This window comes from Neisseria shayeganii, assembly GCF_014054965.1.
Lineage (GTDB): Bacteria > Pseudomonadota > Gammaproteobacteria > Burkholderiales > Neisseriaceae > Eikenella > Eikenella shayeganii.
In genome coordinates, this window is record NZ_CP059567.1 from 393,916 (window position 1) to 412,123 (window position 18,208).

Below are 18,208 nucleotides of genomic sequence, written 5' to 3' on the forward strand. Positions count from 1 at the left end.
AGGCTACCTGAACATCCTTTCAGGTAGCCTGATGTGCTATCATGCGCCGTTTCCGAATTCAGCAAACGCATACCCGCAAAACATCATGGGACAAAAAATCCAAGCCGTAAAAGGCATGAACGATCTCCTGCCGGTGGAGCAGAAAGATTTCAAGCTCACCGCCGCCTTCTGGCAGGCATTTGAAGACAAAGTGGCGGCGTGGACGCGCCGCTTCGGCTACCGCCAAATCCGCACCCCCATCGTGGAGCAGACCGGCCTTTTCGTGCGCTCCATCGGCGAAGAAACCGATGTGGTGGGCAAAGAGATGTACACCTTTGCCGACTCCAACGACACCCTCAGCCTCAGCCTGCGCCCCGAAGGCACGGCCTCCTGCCTGCGTGCGGTGGTGGAGCACAACCTCCTGTATAACGCCCCGCAAAAACTGTGGTACATCGGCCCCATGTTCCGCCGCGAACGGCCACAGAAAGGGCGCTACCGCCAGTTTCACCAAGTCGGCATCGAGGCGCTGGGCTTTGAAGGGCCGGACATCGATGCCGAAATCATCGCCATGAGCGCCGATTTGTGGCGCGAATTGGGCATTGCCGAACACCTCACGTTGGAACTCAACAGCCTGGGCAACCGAGAAGAACGCGCCGCCCACCGCGAAGCGCTGGTGGGCTACCTGAAAGCCCATGAGGCGCAGCTGGACGAAGACAGCCGCCGCCGCATGCACACCAATCCGCTGCGCGTGCTCGACAGTAAAAATCCCGATCTGCAAGACATCTGCAACGGCGCGCCGCGTTTGGCCGACTATTTGGGCGAAGCCTCACAACAACACTACCGCGAATTGAAAGCCCTGCTCGACGGCCTGGGCATTGCCTATGTGGAAAACCCCCGCCTGGTGCGCGGTTTGGACTACTACAACCAAACCGTGTTTGAATGGACCACCGACAAACTCGGCGCCCAAGCCACGGTATGCGGCGGCGGCCGCTACGACGGCCTGATTGAAGAGTTGGGCGGCAAGCCCGCCGCCTGCGTGGGTTTTGCCATGGGCATCGAACGCCTGCTGCTTTTGGTGCGCGAATACGGCAGCCTGCCTTGCGACGAAGCGCCGGATGTGTTTGTGATGCAGCAGGGCGAAGGCAGCACGTTGGCCGCCATGCGCCACGCCGCCGCCCTGCGTGCCGAGGGTTGGAACGTGCAGCAGTATTGCGGCGGTCAAAGCCTGAAAGCGCAGATGAAAAAAGCCGACGCCAGCGGCAGCCGCTTCGCCCTGATTGTGGCCGAAAGCGAGCTGGCGGCGGACAGCGTTACCCTCAAAGACATGCAGGGCGGCCGCGGCCAGACCACCGTGCCGGCCGGGCACCTGCTTTCCACCCTGAAAGAATGGACTGAATAATGGCTGTTTACGATTTAAAAGACCAAGAAGAAATCGAGAATTTCAAACATTTCTGGCGCAGCTGGGGCCGCTGGCTGTTTGCCGTGCTGGCCGCCGCCGCCCTGGCGTATTTGGGCTGGGTGGTGTACCAAAGCTACCAAAACGGCAAAAACAGCGAAGCCGTGGCCTTGTTTGACGACTGGGCGCAGAAATATCAGGCTGGCCAGCACGGCCAGTCTGCCGAGGTGTTGGTGAAGCTGCAAAGCGAATATCCCGCCACCGTATCGGCCGCCCAAGCCACGCTGATGCAGGCCGGCTATGCCTACGGCCAAGCCCGTTACGACGAAGCCGCCGGCCACCTGAACTGGGTGTTGAAATACCAAGACGAACCGCTGATCCGCGCCTTGGCCATCCAGCGTTTGGCCACCGTGCAGCTCCAGCAGCAGCAGTATGATGCCGCGCTCGCCACGCTGGCACAGCCGGTAGATGCCGCATTCGAGGCGCAGATTCTGGAAACCAAGGGCGATGTGTATCTTGCCCAAGGCAAACCGGAAGAAGCCGTGGCCGCTTACCGTCAGGCTTTGGAAAAGCTGCCGGAAACATCGCCCGCCCGCGAATTGCTGAAGCTGAAGGCCGAACAGGCAATTTGAGTTTCATCTTATGATGCAAAAAGGCTACCTGAAAGCTTTCAGGTAGCCTTTTTGGCGGTGGGGCGCCCGTTATTTACCACACCGTCTATTTACCACACCGTCCGCAGCAGGCCGATGCCCAAATAGGCCATCATCAGCGCAATCAGCGTGTCCAAGAGCCGCCACACGCCCTCGCGGCGGAACAACGGTTGTAGCAGGCGGGCGCCGAAGCCCAAGCTGCAGAACCACAATACCGACATGCTGGCCGCCCCCAGCCAGAACGCCCACTTTTCCGCTGCGGCAAAACCAGCCGCCACACCGCCGATCAGCAGCACGGTATCGAGGTAGACATGCGGGTTAAGCAACGTCATCGCCGCCACCGTGGCCAATACCTTGCCCGCCGGCTGCGGCCGGGTGTGCTCCGTATCCAGCACCAGATGCCCGCCGCCCTGCCAGGCGCGTTTCGCGGCCAGCAGGCTGTAGCCGAGCAGAAACAGCCCGCCGCCCCACGTCATCGCCTGCAGCAAGCCGGGCGAAGCAACGGCCACCCGGCCCAAGCCCCATACTCCCGCGCCGATCAACAGCATATCGCACACGCAGCAAAAGGCCACCACCAGCGGCACCTGCTGCTTGAGCAGGCCCTGCCGCAGCACATAAGCGTTTTGCGCGCCGATCGCCACAATCAGCCCCGCGCACAGCATCAATCCTTTCAGATAATAAGCCCACATCGGCGCTTCTTTTCTCTTGCTTGTCTGAGCCCGCACTATGCCGCAAAATCCGTTCGGCGGCCATGCGCTGCAATACGATTCAGGCTACCTGAAAAAAACGCATCCCCATCTTGGTTTCCATTATGCTCACCGATCCCAAACTCGCCGCCGCTTTTTTGCAGGTATTGGCCAGCGGCAGCTTCGAGCAGGCCGCAGCCGAGCTGCATCTGAGCCCGTCTGCCGTGTCCCAACGCATCCGCCGATTGGAGGCGCAAACCGGTTGTCTTTTGCTCACCCGCCGTCCGCCGCTGCGGGCCACGCCTGCCGGGCGCAAGCTGGTGGGCTATTTGCGCCGCGCCGATATGCTGGAGCAGGAAATGCAGCGCGAACTGGCTGCCGAACCGCAGCCTTTCGTGCTGCGGCTGGCGGTGAATTATGACATTCTCGATACCTGGCTGATGCCGGTGTTGGCCCAGTTGAAACACCGCCACCGGCTGCTGTACCGCCTGTATGCCGACGACCAAAACCACACCCTCGATTTGCTCACCGAGGGTGAAGTGCACGCCGCCCTCAGCAGCCGCAGTCAGGCGCAGCATGCTGGCGAAGTGCACTATTTGGGGGCGCAGCGCTACCGCCTGTTGGCCGCTGCCGAGACGGCGGCGCAATGGTTTGCTGAAGGGGTGGATCGCAGCAGCTTGCGTCGGGCCCCATTGCTGGTGTTCAACCGCAAAGACCGTTTGCAGCATGATTTTTTGCAGACACACTTCGGCATCCGGGCCGATCATTGCCAACAGCATACGGTGCCCTCGAACAACGCTTTTTATCAGGCGCTGCGGCTCGGCTTCGGTTACGGCATGATTCCCGACTGCCAAAGCCGTGACGATTTGGCGGCCGGTCTGCTGTGCGACTTGGCTCCCGGCCGTTTTGCCGATGTGCCGGTGTATTGGCACGGCTGGCAAGTATCGCCGCCGCTGATGCAGCGGGTACGCGAAGATTTTGCCCGCATGGCGGCCGCTTATTTGGATGGTGCGGCCCGCGGGGATGGACAATATTTGGGTGAAAGCGGTATCGGTTTCGCTGTGCAGTCTTGATTTGCATTCAGAATAAACGTATCTTCACAATGCAAGCCTGACGGCACACCGCAAGCCCTTCCGCCCTCCATCCAACGCAGGGAACACGCCATGGATCTCAACCAGTTAAAAAGCTTTGTCGCCGTTGCCCACCAAGGCAACCTCACGCAGGCAGCGGAAAACCTGCACCTTTCTCAGCCGGCCGTTTCCGCCCAAATCAAAGCCATCGAGCGGCATCTCGACGTACAGCTTTTCGAACGCAATGCCCAAGGCATGAGCCTCACCGCCGCCGGCAGTGCGCTGCTGCCCGAAGCGGAAGCCCTGTTGCGCCACATGCACCGCCTCGACCATTTCGCCAGCCGCTTGGCCGGCAGCCACACCGATGTGCTGGAAGTGGGCATCATCCACCCCTTGAGCAGTAAAAAAACCGCACAGCTGGCCCAGTGTCTGCGCGACGAGCTGCCCGATGTGCACCTCAAATTCCGTTTCGGCCTCAGCGGCGACCTCATCAATGCGGTGCGTAAAAAAGAGCTGCACGCCGGTTTTTTTCTCGGCAGCAACCCCTACCGCAGCGTGCAGGCCGTGCCTTTGGAGCAGGTGGAGTATGTGCTGCTCTGCCATCATGACGAGGCGGAAACCGTCCGCGCCGGTCTGCCCAAGAGTTTGAACCGCTGCAACTGGATCGATATGTCGGCCGCTTCCGGCAGCAGCAAACACATCCAGCAACTGTGGCGGCAGCTGAAGGTGTCGCCGCCTAGCCGCATCCAATGCGACCGCCCATCGGCCATGATCGATATGGCCGCCCAAGGCTTGGGTGTGGCCTTTGTGCCGCGCCGCGCGGCTGTGAAAGCCATCGGCAGCGGCCTGCCGGTGGCGGTGGTGGAAGAAGTGGCTGCTGCCATCGAATTGAATTTCGTTTATCCTGCCGAGTATGAGGAAAACCCGTTGGTATCGGCCTTGGCCGAAGTGGTGGCGCGGGTGTGGCCGGCGGCGGTATGAAGCGGGCAGGGGTGTCGGCACGATGAGGGGCTGAGACCTTTGCAAACCCGCCATCTGCGGCGCATTTCTGCGTTGTGCGTTTATGCCCTATGGGTACTGCTCGCTCGCTTGCCTATCTTCATGATATGTCTGTCCCACGGGGATTCCTGGCGTTCACGTTCGCTGCGCTGCTGCGCCTTGAACTGCATCCACATCTGGGGGTTTTGCAAAGGTCTCAGGCTGCCGCGATTTGCGGCGATGTCCGCCCCGCAAATGTTTGCTCGTCTCTCAAAACAGATCAGGCTACCTGAAAGCGTTTCAGGTAGCCTGATGTTTGCGTATCGGGACGGCTTAAGCGTTGCCGGCGGGCGCGGCTTGCTGTTGCTCGTACATGGCTTCGAAGTTGATCGGCGCCAACAGCACGGGCGGGAAGCCGGCGCGGGTGATGGCGGAGGAAACCGCTTCGCGCGCATAGGGGTAGAGGATGTTCGGGCAGGCGATGCCGAGCAGCACTTTCACGTCGTCTTCCGGAATGTTTTCCAGGCGGAAGATGCCGTTTTGCGCCACTTCGTTCAAAAACAGCACGCGGCCGTCGGCCAGCTTGGCGGTGACGGTGAGCACCACGCTGACGTCGTAGAAATTGTCTTCCAGTTTTTGCGATTCGTGGTGCACTTTCAGTTCCACGTCAGGGCTTTCCTGGGTGAGGAAGATTTGCGGGGCGTGCGGCACTTCCAGCGACAGGTCTTTCACATACAGTTTTTCAATGCTGAATACGGGTTGTTGTTGCTCGCTCATGGCGTTCTTTCTGTGAGGGTGGAAAAACGGGCGTTAGGCTACCTGAAAACGCTTCAGTCTGCCAGCATTTCGTCCAGCCGGCCTTGCTGGTTGAGAGCGCGCAGGTCGTCGAAGCCGCCGACGGGGGTGTCGCCGATGAAAATCTGCGGCACGGTGCGGCGGCCGGTGAGTTCGATCATGCGGGCGCGTACTTCGGGGGCGTCGGCAGAAATTTCGGTGATTTCGTGTACGCCTTTCTGCGCCAGCAGCATTTTGGCCATCTGGCAGTAGGGACAGAAGCGGCCGGTGTACATGGTAACGGGTTTCATGGCGGTGTGTTCCGGTGAGGGTGGATGGGGGTGGCCGGCGGCGGTTGGCCTCAGAACCTGTTCAAAATCTCCGCTGCGGCGGTATGTTCGGTCCAAATCCGGCATCTGCTGCGTTGCAAAGACTGGCAAGATGCTCAATCTTGCGCGTATTCTTGCCTGGCATCTGCGGTTTTTGCTTCGAGAGACCGCTGCGCAAGAAGTTGTTGAACGGGTCCTAATTGGGGGCGCCGCCCGTGCTTTCAAGCCGGTTGGCGGTGCTCAGATCGCGCACGATGCGGTTGACGAGGGCGTCTAAGTCGGGCAGGTAGCCGTCGGATCGCTCGCTGTTGATGATCACCACCACGGCCAGGCGGCGGCCGTGCGCGGGCAGCCAGTAGCCGGCCAGGGCGCGCACATTGCGCAGGGTGCCGGTTTTCATGCGTAGGGGGGTGCCGAGTTGGCGGAAGCGGGTTTTGAGGGTGCCGTCCACGCCGGCAATCGGCAGGGTGTCGATAAAGGCTTGGCGGAAGGGCGATCGGTAAGCCTGATACAGCATGCTGCCGAGGAAGCGGGCGGTGGCGCGTTCGCGGCGCGACAGGCCGGAGCCGTTTTCCAACACCAAGGCTTCGTCGTCCAGGCCGGCCGACACCAGCTGGCGGCGCACGGCGGCTTCGGCGTTCACTGCGCTGCGGCCGCCGGCTTCGCGCTGGCCGAGGGTGAGGAAAACGCTGCGGGCGATCAGGTTGTTGGAAAATTTGTTCATGTCGCTGAGCACTTCGGCCAAGGGCTTGGAGCGGTTCACCGCCAGCACGCGGCTGCCGGCGGGGGCGGTGCCGCGGCCGAAGCCGTACAGCCCGCCCAGCCCCTGTGCCAGCCAATGGCCGCGGAAGCTCTCTTCGGCAAAACGCGGCGCGTCAAATAGGTTGATGAACATTTTCTGCCCCGCGCAGGCGGCCGGCAGGCGGCCTTTGAAAACGAGGGACTGGTTTTCCCACACGGCGGAAACGTGGTTGGCCAGTTTGCCGCAGCGGCCGCCCGTCCAGGCTACCTGAAGGGTGTCGGTGCGGATGCCGGGCAGCGGCGGATTGAGTTGGAAGGCGGGCCGGCCGTCGGCATCCTGCCCGGCGGTGGCCCACAATACTTTGTAGGCCACCATGTGCGGGTCGGGCGGGGTGGAGAAGGCTTGGTCGGCATCGTGCTCGAAGCCATCGGCGCTGCCGTGGCCGCGCCACACGCTGCGGTCGAGCACCACTTTGCCGTTGAGGCTGGCGATGCCTTGTGCCGCCAGCTGTTGCTGCATGGCGATCAGGTCGGGCTGGTCGAACACGGGATTGCCGCTGCCCACCCAATAGAGGTCGCCGTGCAGGGCGCCGTTGCCGACGGGGGCGCTGCTGCGCCATTCGGTTTGCCAGCGGAAGTCGCTGCCCAGGGCGCGGAAGGCGGCGAAGGCGGTCACCAGCTTCATGGTGGAGGCGGGATTCATGCCCACATCGGCGCGGTGGGCCAGCAGCACTTCGCCGTTGTCCACGTCTTGCACATACACCGCCACTTCGTCCGGCCGCATGCGCCCGAAATCGAGCGCGGAGGCTACCTGAAAGCAGAGGGCGAGGGCGGCGGCGAATAAGAGGCGGTTTAGGCGGGTGGTCATCGGCGGTTTCCGTGGCGTGTTCGGTTGGGTAAGGGGTTTTCAGGTAGCCTGAGGGATGGGGTGGAGGCTTACATATCGAGCGGATCGACATCCACCGACCAACGACAGGCGGCGCAGGTTTTGGCGGCGGCCTGCACGGCTTCCTGCCAGGCGGAAAGGGCGCGGTGCAGGGCTTTGCGGTCGGGGCTTTCCAGAAACACCTGAGCGCGTTCCCGCCCGGCCAGCCGCGCCATCAGCATGGGCACCGGCCCCAGGCATTGTACGCTTTCCGGCAGCACGGGCAGCACCGCGTCGGCAGCCTGCTGCAACACGGCCAGCGCGTCGGCCATCAGCGGGGCGTCGGCGCGCACGGCGGCGGCGTAGGCAAACGGCGGCAGGCCGTAGGCGGCGCGTTCGGCCAGCTCGCCGTCGGCGAAGGCCGCGTAATCCTGTTGCAGCAGCGCCTGATACACGCGGTGCTCGGGCAGCTGGGTTTGGATCAATACCCGTCCGCCCGGCCCGGCGCGACCGGCGCGTCCGGCCACTTGCATCAGTTCGGCAAACAGCCGCTCCGGCGCACGGTAGTCGGCGCTGTAGAGGCTGCCGTCGGCATTGAGCACCACCACCAGATTCAGGCGGGCGAAGTCGTGCCCTTTGGCCAGCATTTGGGTGCCGACCAGAATATCGATGCTGCCAGCGTCGATGCGGCGGTATAAATCGGCCCAGTCGTCTTTGCGCGAGGTGCTGTCGCGGTCCACCCGCACCACCTGCGCCTGCGGCACGGCTTGGCGCAGCAGGTCTTCTGCCCGCTGGGTGCCGAAGCCGACGGCGGTGAGGTCTTGATTGCCGCAGTCGGGACAGCGGCGCGGGACGGGTGTGATGTGGCCGCAGTGGTGGCAGCGCAGTTGGCGGCTGCGCTGATGCAGCACCATTTTGGCCGAACAGTGCGGGCAGCCGAACAAATGGCCGCAGTCGCCGCAGAATATGGCGGGGGCGAAACCGCGCCGGTTGAGATAGACCATGCTCATGCCGCCGGCGGCATGGTTTTCCTGCAACAGCTTGATGGCGGCGGCGGAAAAGCCGTGTTCGAGCGCTTCGCGGCGCACGTCGAGCAGGCGTATATCGGGCAGGCGGGATTCGGCGCGGGCGCGCTCGGGTAGGGTAAGCAGGGTGTAGCGGCCGCTTTGGGCCTTGTACCAACTTTCTAAGCTGGGAGTGGCGCTGCCGAGTACCACGGCGCAGCCGGCCTGTTGCGCCCGCCACAGGGCCAAGTCGCGTGCCTGATAGCGCAGTTCGCTGTCTTGTTTGAAAGAAGCGTCGTGTTCTTCGTCCACAATCACCAGCCCCAAATCGGGCAGGGGGGTGAACACCGCCAGCCGCGTGCCCACGATCAGGCGCGCTTGGCCGAGCAGGGCTTTCAGGTAGCCTTGGCTGCGCTCGCCTGCCGCGGTTTGGCTGTGCAGCACGGCGGTGGGCACATCGGCGAAACGCTGTTGCAGGCGGGCCAAGAGCTGGGGCGTGAGGTTGATTTCCGGCAGCAGAAACAGCACCTGTTTGCCGCGTGCCAAAGCGGCGGCCATCATCTCGAAATAGGCTTCAGTTTTGCCGCTGCCGGTGATGCCGAACAACAGAAAGGGTGAGAAGCCGTCGGCGGCCACCACCGCATCGGCGGCGGCCTGTTGCTGCGGGTTCAGGGTTTGCGCGGTCGGGCGGACGGCCCATTGCAGGGTGTCGGCATGGACAGTCAGCCAGCCGGCGGCCTGCCATTTGGCCAACAGGGCAGCCGCCTGAGGATGTAGCCGTTTGGCGGCACGGGCGGTGAGGCTACCTGAACGCAGCGCCTGCCATAAGGCGGCCTGCCGTTTGTGTGTCGGCGCGGTTTGGGCGCGTCCGGCGGCGTTGAGCGCGTAATACAGCGGCGGCTCGGGCACGCTGCAGGGTTTGGCTTGGCGCAGGCCGGCGGGCAGGGCGGTGAACACGGTTTGGCCGAGCGGATAATGGTAGTAGCGGGCGGTGAAGGCCATCAGTTCGCGCCAGTTTTCCGGCAGCGGCGGTTCTTGCGCGAAGATGTGTTTGACCGGCAGGATTTTTTCTTCGGCCACGTCCGGCGTGTCGGTCATGCCCCAAACAATACCCGCCAGCGTGCGGCCGGCAAACGGCACCGCCACCCGCGTGCCTGCCGTCAAATCATGCGGCACGGCATAGGTAAACAGTTTGGACAGCGGCACATTCAGCGCAACCTGGCAATACGGCACGGTGGTTCCGAGGTAAAACAAAACAGCGCGCATTGTACCCCAAACCGCCGGGCTACCTGAAAGCCGCCGAGCATGCCGCCGCACGGCTTATGCCGAAGCGGAAAACTTGTTATGATGCCGCCTTTTGCCGCTCCGGCCGCTTATGCCCGATCACACCGCCCAAATCATCACCAGCTACGGCCGCCGCTTTATTGTGCGCACGCCCGACGGCCGCACCTTCGATGCCACCACCCGAAAAAAGCGGGTGGATTTCGCCTGCGGCGATTTCGTCCGCCTCACGCCTGTCAACGACGAACAGGCGGTGATTGAAGACTACCTGCCGCGCCAAAGCCTGCTCTACCGCCAAGACGCCTGGCGCACCAAGCTGATTGCCGCCAATGTCAGCCAGCTGCTGGTGGTGCTCGCTGCGGTGCCCACGCCCAGCAAAACCTTTCTCCAGCGCGCCCTGCTGGCCGCCGAAGCGGCCGACATCCGCGCCGTGATTGTGCTGAACAAGGCCGATTTGCCCGAAACCGAAGCGTGGCGCGGAAAGCTGGCGTTTTACGAAAACTTGGGCTATCCGCTGCTGGTGTTGAGCGCCTTGGCGCAGGCCGATGCCTTGTGGCCGGTGTTGCAGGGGCACACCAATATCCTGCTCGGCCAAAGCGGCATGGGCAAATCCACCCTCACCAACGCGCTGTTAGGCAGCCAAACCGCCCGCACCGGCGATATCTCCACCGCCCTCGATTCCGGCCGCCACACCACCACCCACGCCCAGCTCTACGACCTGAACGCGGACACCCGCCTGATCGATTCCCCCGGCCTGCAGGAGTTCGGCCTGCATCACCTGGCCGCGGCCGATCTGCTGCACTATTTTCCCGATATGCGCCCTTGGGTCGGCGCTTGCCGCTTCCACAACTGCACCCACCGCCAAGAGCCAGGCTGTGCCGTTAAAGCGGCGGCCGAAGCCGGTACGGTGTCGCCGGCCCGTTTGGCTTTTTTGCAGCAGATTACCGATGAGCTTTTGCGGTGAGCCAAGCGGTTTCAGGTAGCCTGATAATACTTGACTGAATTACTCGGTTATTGCACAATCCGCCCCCGTTGAGTATTTCGGGACAAGGGACAGCATGCGACTGACCACCAAAGGCCGCTTTGCGGTAACCGCCATGCTGGATGTGGCACTCTACGGGCAAAGCAGCCCGGTGAGCCTGAATGCCGTCAGCGAACGGCAAAACATCTCCCTGTCCTATTTGGAACAGCTCTTCGGCAAATTGCGCCGCGCCGGCCTGGTGGAAAGCATCCGCGGCCCCGGCGGCGGTTATGTGCTCGGCCAAGCGGCTGCCGCCATCAATGTCGCCCAAATCATCGATGTGGTGGAAGACCGCTTCGATGCCACCCAATGCAACGGCAAAAGCAACTGCCGCGAAGGCGCACGCTGCCTGACCCACGATTTGTGGGAAAACCTCAACCACACCATCCGAGGCTACCTGAACGGCGTCTCCCTGCAAGACCTGCTCGACCAAAAACAAGCCGCCGGCGTCGGCCGCACCATTGCCCTGAATCCGATGCCCGCCGCCAAACACAAGCAAACCAGATAACAACGGAAGAACCGACCATGACCATCCACACCCCCATCTATCTCGACTACGCCGCCACCACTCCGGTTGATCCGCGGGTAGCTGAAAAAATGATTCCTTATTTGACCGAGCTGTTCGGCAACCCCGCCTCCAACAGCCACAGCTTCGGCTGGACGGCGGAAGAAGCGGTGGAAAACGCCCGCTACGAAATCGCCCAACTGATTCACGCCGATGCCAAAGAAATCGTGTTCACCAGCGGCGCCACCGAATCCAACAACCTGGCCATCAAAGGCGCGGCGCACTTCTACAAAACCAAAGGCAAACACCTCATCACCGTGAAAACCGAACACAAAGCGGTGTTGGACACCATGCGCGAACTCGAACGCCAAGGCTTTGAAGTGACCTACCTCGGCGTACAGGAAAACGGCCTGATCGATTTGGCAGAACTCAAAGCCGCCATCCGCCCCGACACCATTCTCATTTCCGTGATGTGGGTCAACAACGAAATCGGCGTGATTCAAGACATTCCCGCCATTGGCGAAATCTGCCGCGAAAATAAAATCATCTTCCATGTGGATGCCGCCCAAGCCTGCGGAAAAACCCCGGTGGACGTAGAGGCCGCCAAAGTCGATCTGCTCTCCATGTCCGCCCACAAAATTTACGGCCCCAAAGGCATCGGCGCCTTATATGTGCGCCGCAAACCCCGCGTGCGCCTCGAAGCCCAAATCCACGGCGGCGGCCACGAACGCGGCTTCCGCTCCGGCACCCTGCCCACCCACCAAATCGTCGGCATGGGCGAAGCCTTCCGCTTGGCGCGTGAAGAATTGGAGCAAGACATCGCCCACGCCCGCAAGCTGCGCGACCTCTTCCTCAAAGGCATCGAAGGCATTGAAGAAGTGTACATCAACGGCGATTTAGAACACCGCGTCGCCACCAACCTTAACGTGAGCTTCAACTTCGTCGAAGGCGAAAGCCTGATCATGGCGGTGAAAGAGCTGGCCGTATCCAGCGGCTCCGCCTGTACCTCCGCCTCGCTGGAGCCGAGCTACGTTCTGCGCGCCTTGGGCCGCAACGACGAATTGGCGCACTCCTCCCTGCGCATCACCTTCGGCCGCATGACCACCGAAGAAGAAGTGACATTTGCCGCCGAGCTGATTCAATCCAAAATCGGCAAATTGCGCGAACTCTCGCCCTTGTGGGAAATGCATCAGGAAGGCATAGACTTGAATACGGTGGAATGGGCTGCACATTGATACAAAGCCCTTCAGGCTACCTGAAACGGTTTCAGGTAGCCTGCTTCGCCAAAACACAGGCACATCAAGATAAATTAAAGATAATAAAAAAAACCTTAACCATTTTGCCGTGCGGCGGGCGCAGTCAGCAAACTGATCAAGATTGCCGGCCGGCGCGGCGTCTGCACAGGAGAAGGACATGAAACGCACTGCTTACCTGTTGGCCCTATTGGGTGTGAGCGCGGCTGCTGCGGCGCAAACACCGAAGGTCGAGCTTGTCGGTATGTACCAAAAAGGCTCGGTGGACAGCATGGCTTCACTGGCGGTGCTGCCTGACCAAACTTTCTGCTTCGCCATGATTGCTGGGGCGATGGATGTTTACGCACCCGGCAAGTGGGAGCGTTTGGGCCAGGACGGCGCCGTTACCCGTCTCAAGTTTACCCGCGTGAGCACCTTGCCCAGCCGTTTTGTGTTGGTCACACGCTCTCCAATCGCCACCGTTGCCGGTGAAGAGCCGGAAGCGCCGGAACTGTTGATTAACACGGCTGCATTTTCTATGCTGCAACGCGACGCCGTATTCGGTAGCAGCGACCGGCCCGAAACACCGGACAACTTGGCGCCGATGTTCGCTCCCAACCAACGTGTTTTCAGCCCCAAGGAGAGTCTGCCGCTGACGCACCGCTACCTGTTTTTGGGTTATCCGGCGCCCGATGGCGGCTGGCGGATCAGCCGTTTCGACATCGGCCGTCCGCGCCACTCGGTACGGCTGATTTTGAGCGAAGAGGCCGCCCGGGCCGGCACGGTGTGGGAAGCTTATTTCCACAACGGCGAGCTCACGCTGAATGATGCCAATATGGGACGCCCCCGCCCGTTTGAGCGGGGAGAGGCAGATGCCGTCCGCAAAGGTTGCTTGAGCGGCGTGCCGGATGACCCGCATGTAACGCTGTTTCAGCCGCAGGCCGAATACCGTATCGACAAACTGCCGCAGCAGCGCCCGTGGTTTGGGCGCTGAGCAAGCCGTATCAGGTTCGAGAACATGGACAACAACAAGCGGATAACAGGCCGAAAACGGCTGGGATTGGCCGTCATCGGTATCCTGCTGGCTGGCAGTGCTTCGGCGCAGCAGCCGGTTGAACCGCCTTTTATCGGCGCATACCGCGATGTGCATCCGCAGATGGTGACGGAATTGTTTTTGCTGCCCGACCAGCGTTTCTGCCAGCGCCTGCGCACCCCGCCTGTCGATTTGGCGGTCGGCGGCCGTTGGCAAAGTACGGATTTGTACAACGGTTACCATCTGTCTCTGCAGGCAGAGTCGCCCTATCCCAGCCCCTATGTGCTGTGGGCCAGCGATGACGATCCGGTGTCCGGCAAACCGTTTCCCCGCGCCCGACGCCTGACGGTGGACGGTCAATCGTTTGCCGGTATCGGTGAAACCACGGTGTTGTTCGGCTGGAGCAACCGTCCGACCTTGCCGGACAACCTGGCTCCGCTGTTTGCCACCGAATCCCGCCCTGAGGCCATCGGCGGCGTTTTCGAGCTCGATTTGCCGCACAGTGCCCGTTATGTGTTTTTCGCAGAAGGCTCTGCCGAGAGCGGTTACCGCATCAGCCAATTTGATACCGGCGACCAACCTTATCTTTGGTTGAGATTGGAACCGGGCGCATGGATACGGCACGCTCCGATGAGTGCCATGTTCCACCACGGCCATTTGCAAATGCAGGGCACAGATTTCGGCGAGCCGGCGCCGATCGACGCAGAACAGCGGCGTCATTTGGAGCGCGATTGTCTGAACCCAAAACCGGCGGATGCGCCTGCGCCTTTTGTTTTGCAAGCGGAGGAATACCAGTCCCGCTTGCCCGCCACCAACCGGCAAGCAGCGCCCCGGTTTTGGATCCAACCGGCGGCCGGCCGTTAAACCGGCAGGCTTTCAGGTAGCCTGACAGCCTAAACATTCCGGCCACAAACCACATACTGAAAAGGAAAACCATCATGGCATACAGCGACAAAGTGATTGATCATTACGAAAACCCCCGCAACGTCGGCTCGTTCGACAAAAACGACGAATCGGTCGGCACCGGCATGGTCGGCGCGCCGGCCTGCGGCGATGTGATGAAACTGCAAATTAAAGTCAACGAAGAGGGCGTGATTGAAGACGCCAAATTCAAAACCTACGGCTGCGGCTCGGCCATCGCCTCTTCTTCACTGATTACCGAATGGGTAAAAGGCAAGAGTCTGGATGAGGCGCTCGCCATTAAAAACAGTGCAATCGCCGAAGAATTAGAACTGCCGCCGGTTAAAGTACACTGCTCGATTTTGGCCGAAGACGCGATTAAAGCCGCGGTATCGGATTACAAAAAGAAGCACGGTGCCGATTAAATGGCTATTTGAGCCGGCATAATGTGTCGGCAGGAATGAGGATAAAGACAATGCAATGCAAAAAATGGAAATCTCTTGCCTTGGTTGCGGTTACTTGTGCGGCGCTGGCCGCCCATGCCGGCCCGCAGCCGGCCGCCGTGCAGGCAGCGGGCGGCGAACAAGCGCCGGTCAGTCACGCGCTTGACAGCCGTTACGGTTTCGACGATACCGTTGCCCGCCTGCAAAGCGCTTTTCAAAGCAAGGGGATGACGATTTTTGCCGTCATCGACCACCAGGCGGCGGCACGGCAAAACGGGCTGGATATGCAGCCGGCCAAAGTCATCGTATTCGGCACCCCAAAAGCCGGTACGCCGCTGATGGTGAAAGATCCGACTTTCGCTCTGCAGTTGCCGCTGCGTGTTTTGGTAACGGAGCAGGGCGGCAAAGTGGCTGTGGTGTATAACGACACCCGCAATTTGATTCGCGGCAGTCGCATCGAATACAGTGAAGTGGAAAACAGCCTGGCCAATGCCGAAAAACTGATCCGGGCCACTGTAACGCAATAAAACCTGTCGCCCGCTTCCCTGCTGCATCATTGAAGTGAACGGCAGGGCGGGACAGACGCTGCGGCGCATATTGACTGCTGATGGCGAAGGGCCTGTTTGAAATCTCCGTTGCAGCGGTATCGGGGCAATATCCTGCTGCCTCTGTTGCTTTGCGTTGAAGGGACAACAGAAATATTCCCTGTTATGCGCATTGGCCCCCGGTATTCGTGGTTTTTGCTTCGATACCGTTGCACAAGAGTGCGCAAGAAGATGATGAGCAGGTTTTCAGCAATGATGCTGCCGTTTTCAGGTAGCCTGAGGAGCGTATGATGCCGCTGAACCGTGAGGAAACCGTCTCCCTGTTGGCCGTAAAAGGCATTGGCCCGTCTGTGCTCAAGCGTTTGCAGCAGATGGGGCTGGATGATGTGGCGGCGTTGGCTGCCGCCGAGGTGGTCGATATATTGGAACAAGGGGCCGCTTTGAGCGGCTCCAGTTGTTGGAAAAACAGCCCGCAGGCCAAAGCGGCCATCACGGCCGCTGTTGATTGGGCGAAAAACCGCTGCGCTTCGGGCGCGGCACACCCGAATGAGGAAAGTGAACATGATTACCCTGACTGAGAAGGCCGCCAAACACATTCAAAATTTTCTGAGCAAACGCGGCAAGGGCGAAGGCATCCGCTTGGGCGTGAAAACCAGCGGCTGTTCCGGCATGGCTTATACCCTGGAATTTGTGGATGAGGTTCAAGCTGAAGATTTGGTGTTTGAGGGCCACGGCGTGAAAGTGTTTGTTGATCCGAAAAGCCATGTTTATTTGGACGGCACCGAATTGGACTACACCAAAGAGGGCTTGCAGGAAGGTTTTAAATTCCAAAACCCGAATGTGAAAAACGAATGCGGTTGCGGCGAAAGTTTCCACGTTTGACGCCGCTCCGATAAGCGCTCAAGTGTGGAGGGAGGCCGTTTGGTTGTGCAGCGGCACAGCTGAATCACCCAACCTAAAAAGGCTACCTGAAAGTTTTCAGGTAGCCTTTTTTGTCATGCCGTAACCGTGCTTAGGCGATCAGGCTGTACACGAATACCACAATCACGCCGATGGGGGCGATGAAACGGGCCACGATGTTCCAGATGCCCATGGCGGATTCGCTGATTTCCAATTCTTCGCGCACCACTTTTTGGTTCATGCGCCAAGCGGCGAATACGATACCGCCCAAGCCCACCAAGGGCAGCATGATTTTGCTGGTCACGTAGTCGAGCAGGTCGAAGATGCCCATGTCAAACAGTTTGAAGCCGCTCCAATCGTTGAAAGACAGCAGGGCGGCGATACCGATGGCCCAGGCGGCGATGGCGGTCACAACGGTAGCGGCCACGCGGCTGAGCGAGGTGCGCTCTTCCAGGAATTCAACGGTAGGCTCCAGAAGGGAGATGGAAGAAGTCAGCGCGGCAAACACAACCAGCAGGAAAAACAGAATGCCGATAATTTGACCGCCGGCCATATTGCCGAAGGCGATGGGCAGAGTCACGAAAATCAGACCGGGGCCGGCGCCAACGTCCAAGCCGTTGGTGAACACCAGCGGGAAAATCGCCAAGCCGGCCAGCATGGCCAATACGGTGTCCAATACGCAGACGATGGTGGCGGTTTTCAGCAGATTGACTTCTTTGCCCAGGTAGGATCCGTAAGCCACCATGATGCCCATACCCAAAGACAGGGTGAAGAAGGCATGGCCGAGTGCGGCGAGGAAGACGTCTTTGTTGATTTTGGAGAAATCCGGCGAGAACAGGAATTCCATGGCTTGGGAGAAGCCGGATTGGGTCATGGCGTAGCCGACCAAAATCAAGAGGATGAGTGCCAGCAGCGGCATCATGGTTTTGGCGGCGCGCTCAATGCCTTTGGTCACGCCCAAGGCGATCAGCACGGCGGTCAGCACCATGAAGACGGTGTGCCACAGGGTCATGCTGCCCGGATTGCCCAGCATGCCGGTAAAGAGTGCGCCGGTGGCATCACCATCCATGCCGCTGAACGTGCCGCTGGTGGCGGACAGGAAATAGTTTACGGCCCAGCCGCCGATCACGCTGTAAAAAGACAGAATCAGAAAGCCGGCCAGAATGCCCAAAGCGCCCACCAAGCCCCAAGAGCGGCTGCGTTGGCTTTCGGCCGCCACATCGGCAAATGAGTTCATGGCATTTTTTTGGCCGCGGCGGCCAATCATCCACTCGGCCACCATCACCGGAAAGCCGATAAGGGCGATACAGAACAAATAGGTGAACAGGAAGGCCGAGCCGCCGCCTGAGCCCACCATATAGGGGAATTTCCAGATGTTGCCCAAGCCGACTGCCGAACCGACGGCGGCCAAAATGAAGCCCAAGCGCGAGCCCCATTGGGCATGAGTGTGCTTATGTGAAGCGCTCATGATGTTTCCTTTTTCTTGTCTTAAAGGGAATCGTGAAGTACCGGCCGGTTTCCTGATTAACGAGGTTTTGCTCCCGTAATATGGAACAGGCACCGGCGTAGGGATTGCAAGAAGGAGCGATAATGCCAGTTAATAATTGTAAAGACAAGAGGATTTTGCTTGTGCGCGGCAAAATGAACAAAAAAATCGCCCCGATGAGACGGGGCGCAAAAGGAACACAAACCACTACCAAAAGGGGAGGAATATTGCCAAGCAATACTCCGAAGAGGGTATTCAACCAAACTTGTGCTTTGTTGAACATGTGGCGTATCTTACCCAAACTTGATTTAAATAGCAAATGATAATTATTATTATTTTATAATGATTAAATATCAATCTGTTTTTTAAAGGAATAAAGTTTAAATTGCT

At 60.1% G+C, this 18,208-nt stretch carries 20 protein-coding genes; 13 read left to right on the forward strand and 7 right to left on the reverse strand.

Annotated elements, in window-relative coordinates:
* The first annotated feature begins 85 nt into the window (after positions 1–85).
* On the forward strand, positions 86–1,378 hold the full coding sequence (gene hisS, locus H3L94_RS01805; RefSeq protein ID WP_040661034.1) for a histidine--tRNA ligase: 1,293 nt from the start codon (positions 86–88) through the stop codon (positions 1,376–1,378).
* Complete coding sequence (locus H3L94_RS01810) at positions 1,378–2,007, forward strand: YfgM family protein (protein WP_182122423.1); 630 nt, start codon at positions 1,378–1,380, stop codon at positions 2,005–2,007. The genes hisS and H3L94_RS01810 overlap by 1 nt, the downstream gene beginning before the upstream one ends.
* An 89-nt stretch (positions 2,008–2,096) precedes the next feature.
* Here the strand turns inward: H3L94_RS01810 and H3L94_RS01815 are convergent, their stop codons facing one another.
* Positions 2,097–2,714, reverse strand: a complete 618-nt coding sequence (locus H3L94_RS01815) for a LysE/ArgO family amino acid transporter (protein ID WP_009118703.1) — start codon at positions 2,712–2,714, stop codon at positions 2,097–2,099.
* A gap of 122 nt (positions 2,715–2,836) precedes the next feature.
* On the opposite strand from H3L94_RS01815, the gene H3L94_RS01820 reads away from it, so the two are divergent.
* The gene (locus H3L94_RS01820) at positions 2,837–3,784 is read left to right on the forward strand and encodes an ArgP/LysG family DNA-binding transcriptional regulator (protein ID WP_182122424.1); all 948 of its coding nucleotides are present in this window, start codon (positions 2,837–2,839) and stop codon (positions 3,782–3,784) included.
* 90 nt (positions 3,785–3,874) lie between these two features.
* Positions 3,875–4,762, forward strand: coding sequence for a LysR family transcriptional regulator (locus tag H3L94_RS01825; protein WP_009118705.1), 888 nt, complete (start codon positions 3,875–3,877; stop codon positions 4,760–4,762).
* Between the two features lie 330 nt (positions 4,763–5,092).
* Here H3L94_RS01825 and secB read toward each other — a convergent pair whose 3' ends face one another.
* From secB to H3L94_RS01845, 4 genes are all read right to left on the reverse strand, one after another.
* Positions 5,093–5,536 (reverse strand): protein-export chaperone SecB, encoded by a 444-nt coding sequence (gene secB / locus H3L94_RS01830; protein WP_182122425.1) that lies wholly within the window; start codon positions 5,534–5,536, stop codon positions 5,093–5,095.
* Between the two features lie 53 nt (positions 5,537–5,589).
* On the reverse strand, positions 5,590–5,844 hold the full coding sequence (gene grxC, locus H3L94_RS01835; protein WP_009119634.1) for a glutaredoxin 3: 255 nt from the start codon (positions 5,842–5,844) through the stop codon (positions 5,590–5,592).
* A 214-nt stretch (positions 5,845–6,058) separates the two neighbouring features.
* Complete coding sequence (gene dacB, locus H3L94_RS01840) at positions 6,059–7,471, reverse strand: D-alanyl-D-alanine carboxypeptidase/D-alanyl-D-alanine endopeptidase (RefSeq protein ID WP_182122426.1); 1,413 nt, start codon at positions 7,469–7,471, stop codon at positions 6,059–6,061.
* A 68-nt stretch (positions 7,472–7,539) separates the two neighbouring features.
* Positions 7,540–9,705, reverse strand: a complete 2,166-nt coding sequence (locus H3L94_RS01845) for a primosomal protein N' (RefSeq protein WP_182122427.1) — start codon at positions 9,703–9,705, stop codon at positions 7,540–7,542.
* Between the two features lie 142 nt (positions 9,706–9,847).
* Here H3L94_RS01845 and rsgA point away from each other — a divergent pair, with 142 nt between their 5' ends.
* The 9 genes from rsgA to iscA all read left to right on the forward strand — a co-directional run bounded on the left by rsgA (position 9,848) and on the right by iscA (position 16,314).
* Complete coding sequence (rsgA, locus tag H3L94_RS01850) at positions 9,848–10,717, forward strand: ribosome small subunit-dependent GTPase A (protein WP_182122428.1); 870 nt, start codon at positions 9,848–9,850, stop codon at positions 10,715–10,717.
* 94 nt (positions 10,718–10,811) lie between these two features.
* A complete protein-coding gene (gene iscR, locus H3L94_RS01855; protein WP_009119748.1) occupies positions 10,812–11,282 on the forward strand; it encodes a Fe-S cluster assembly transcriptional regulator IscR in 471 nt (156 codons plus the stop codon).
* A 17-nt stretch (positions 11,283–11,299) separates the two neighbouring features.
* Entirely contained in the window at positions 11,300–12,514 is a 1,215-nt protein-coding gene (locus tag H3L94_RS01860; RefSeq protein ID WP_182122429.1) for an IscS subfamily cysteine desulfurase, read from the forward strand.
* Positions 12,515–12,692: 178 nt separating this feature from the next.
* A complete protein-coding gene (locus tag H3L94_RS01865) occupies positions 12,693–13,505 on the forward strand; it encodes a hypothetical protein (RefSeq protein WP_182122430.1) in 813 nt (270 codons plus the stop codon).
* Between the two features lie 24 nt (positions 13,506–13,529).
* On the forward strand, positions 13,530–14,408 hold the full coding sequence (locus tag H3L94_RS01870; RefSeq protein WP_182122431.1) for a hypothetical protein: 879 nt from the start codon (positions 13,530–13,532) through the stop codon (positions 14,406–14,408).
* A gap of 74 nt (positions 14,409–14,482) precedes the next feature.
* Positions 14,483–14,869, forward strand: coding sequence for a Fe-S cluster assembly scaffold IscU (gene iscU / locus H3L94_RS01875; protein WP_009119741.1), 387 nt, complete (start codon positions 14,483–14,485; stop codon positions 14,867–14,869).
* A 50-nt stretch (positions 14,870–14,919) separates the two neighbouring features.
* On the forward strand, positions 14,920–15,414 hold the full coding sequence (locus H3L94_RS01880; RefSeq protein ID WP_182122432.1) for a DUF302 domain-containing protein: 495 nt from the start codon (positions 14,920–14,922) through the stop codon (positions 15,412–15,414).
* Positions 15,415–15,722: 308 nt separating this feature from the next.
* Positions 15,723–16,010 (forward strand): hypothetical protein, encoded by a 288-nt coding sequence (locus H3L94_RS01885; RefSeq protein WP_050797919.1) that lies wholly within the window; start codon positions 15,723–15,725, stop codon positions 16,008–16,010.
* Positions 15,994–16,314 carry an iron-sulfur cluster assembly protein IscA gene (gene iscA, locus H3L94_RS01890; RefSeq protein ID WP_009119738.1) on the forward strand — a complete coding sequence of 107 codons (321 nt, stop codon included), beginning with the start codon at positions 15,994–15,996 and terminating at the stop codon, positions 16,312–16,314. The genes H3L94_RS01885 and iscA overlap by 17 nt, the downstream gene beginning before the upstream one ends.
* A 130-nt stretch (positions 16,315–16,444) precedes the next feature.
* Here iscA and H3L94_RS01895 read toward each other — a convergent pair whose 3' ends face one another.
* Together H3L94_RS01895 and H3L94_RS01900 are read right to left on the reverse strand one after the other, a co-directional pair.
* Entirely contained in the window at positions 16,445–17,800 is a 1,356-nt protein-coding gene (locus tag H3L94_RS01895) for a sodium-dependent transporter (RefSeq protein ID WP_182122433.1), read from the reverse strand.
* A complete protein-coding gene (locus H3L94_RS01900; protein ID WP_182122434.1) occupies positions 17,784–18,101 on the reverse strand; it encodes a hypothetical protein in 318 nt (105 codons plus the stop codon). The genes H3L94_RS01895 and H3L94_RS01900 overlap by 17 nt, the downstream gene beginning before the upstream one ends.
* Positions 18,102–18,208: the final 107 nt, after the last annotated feature.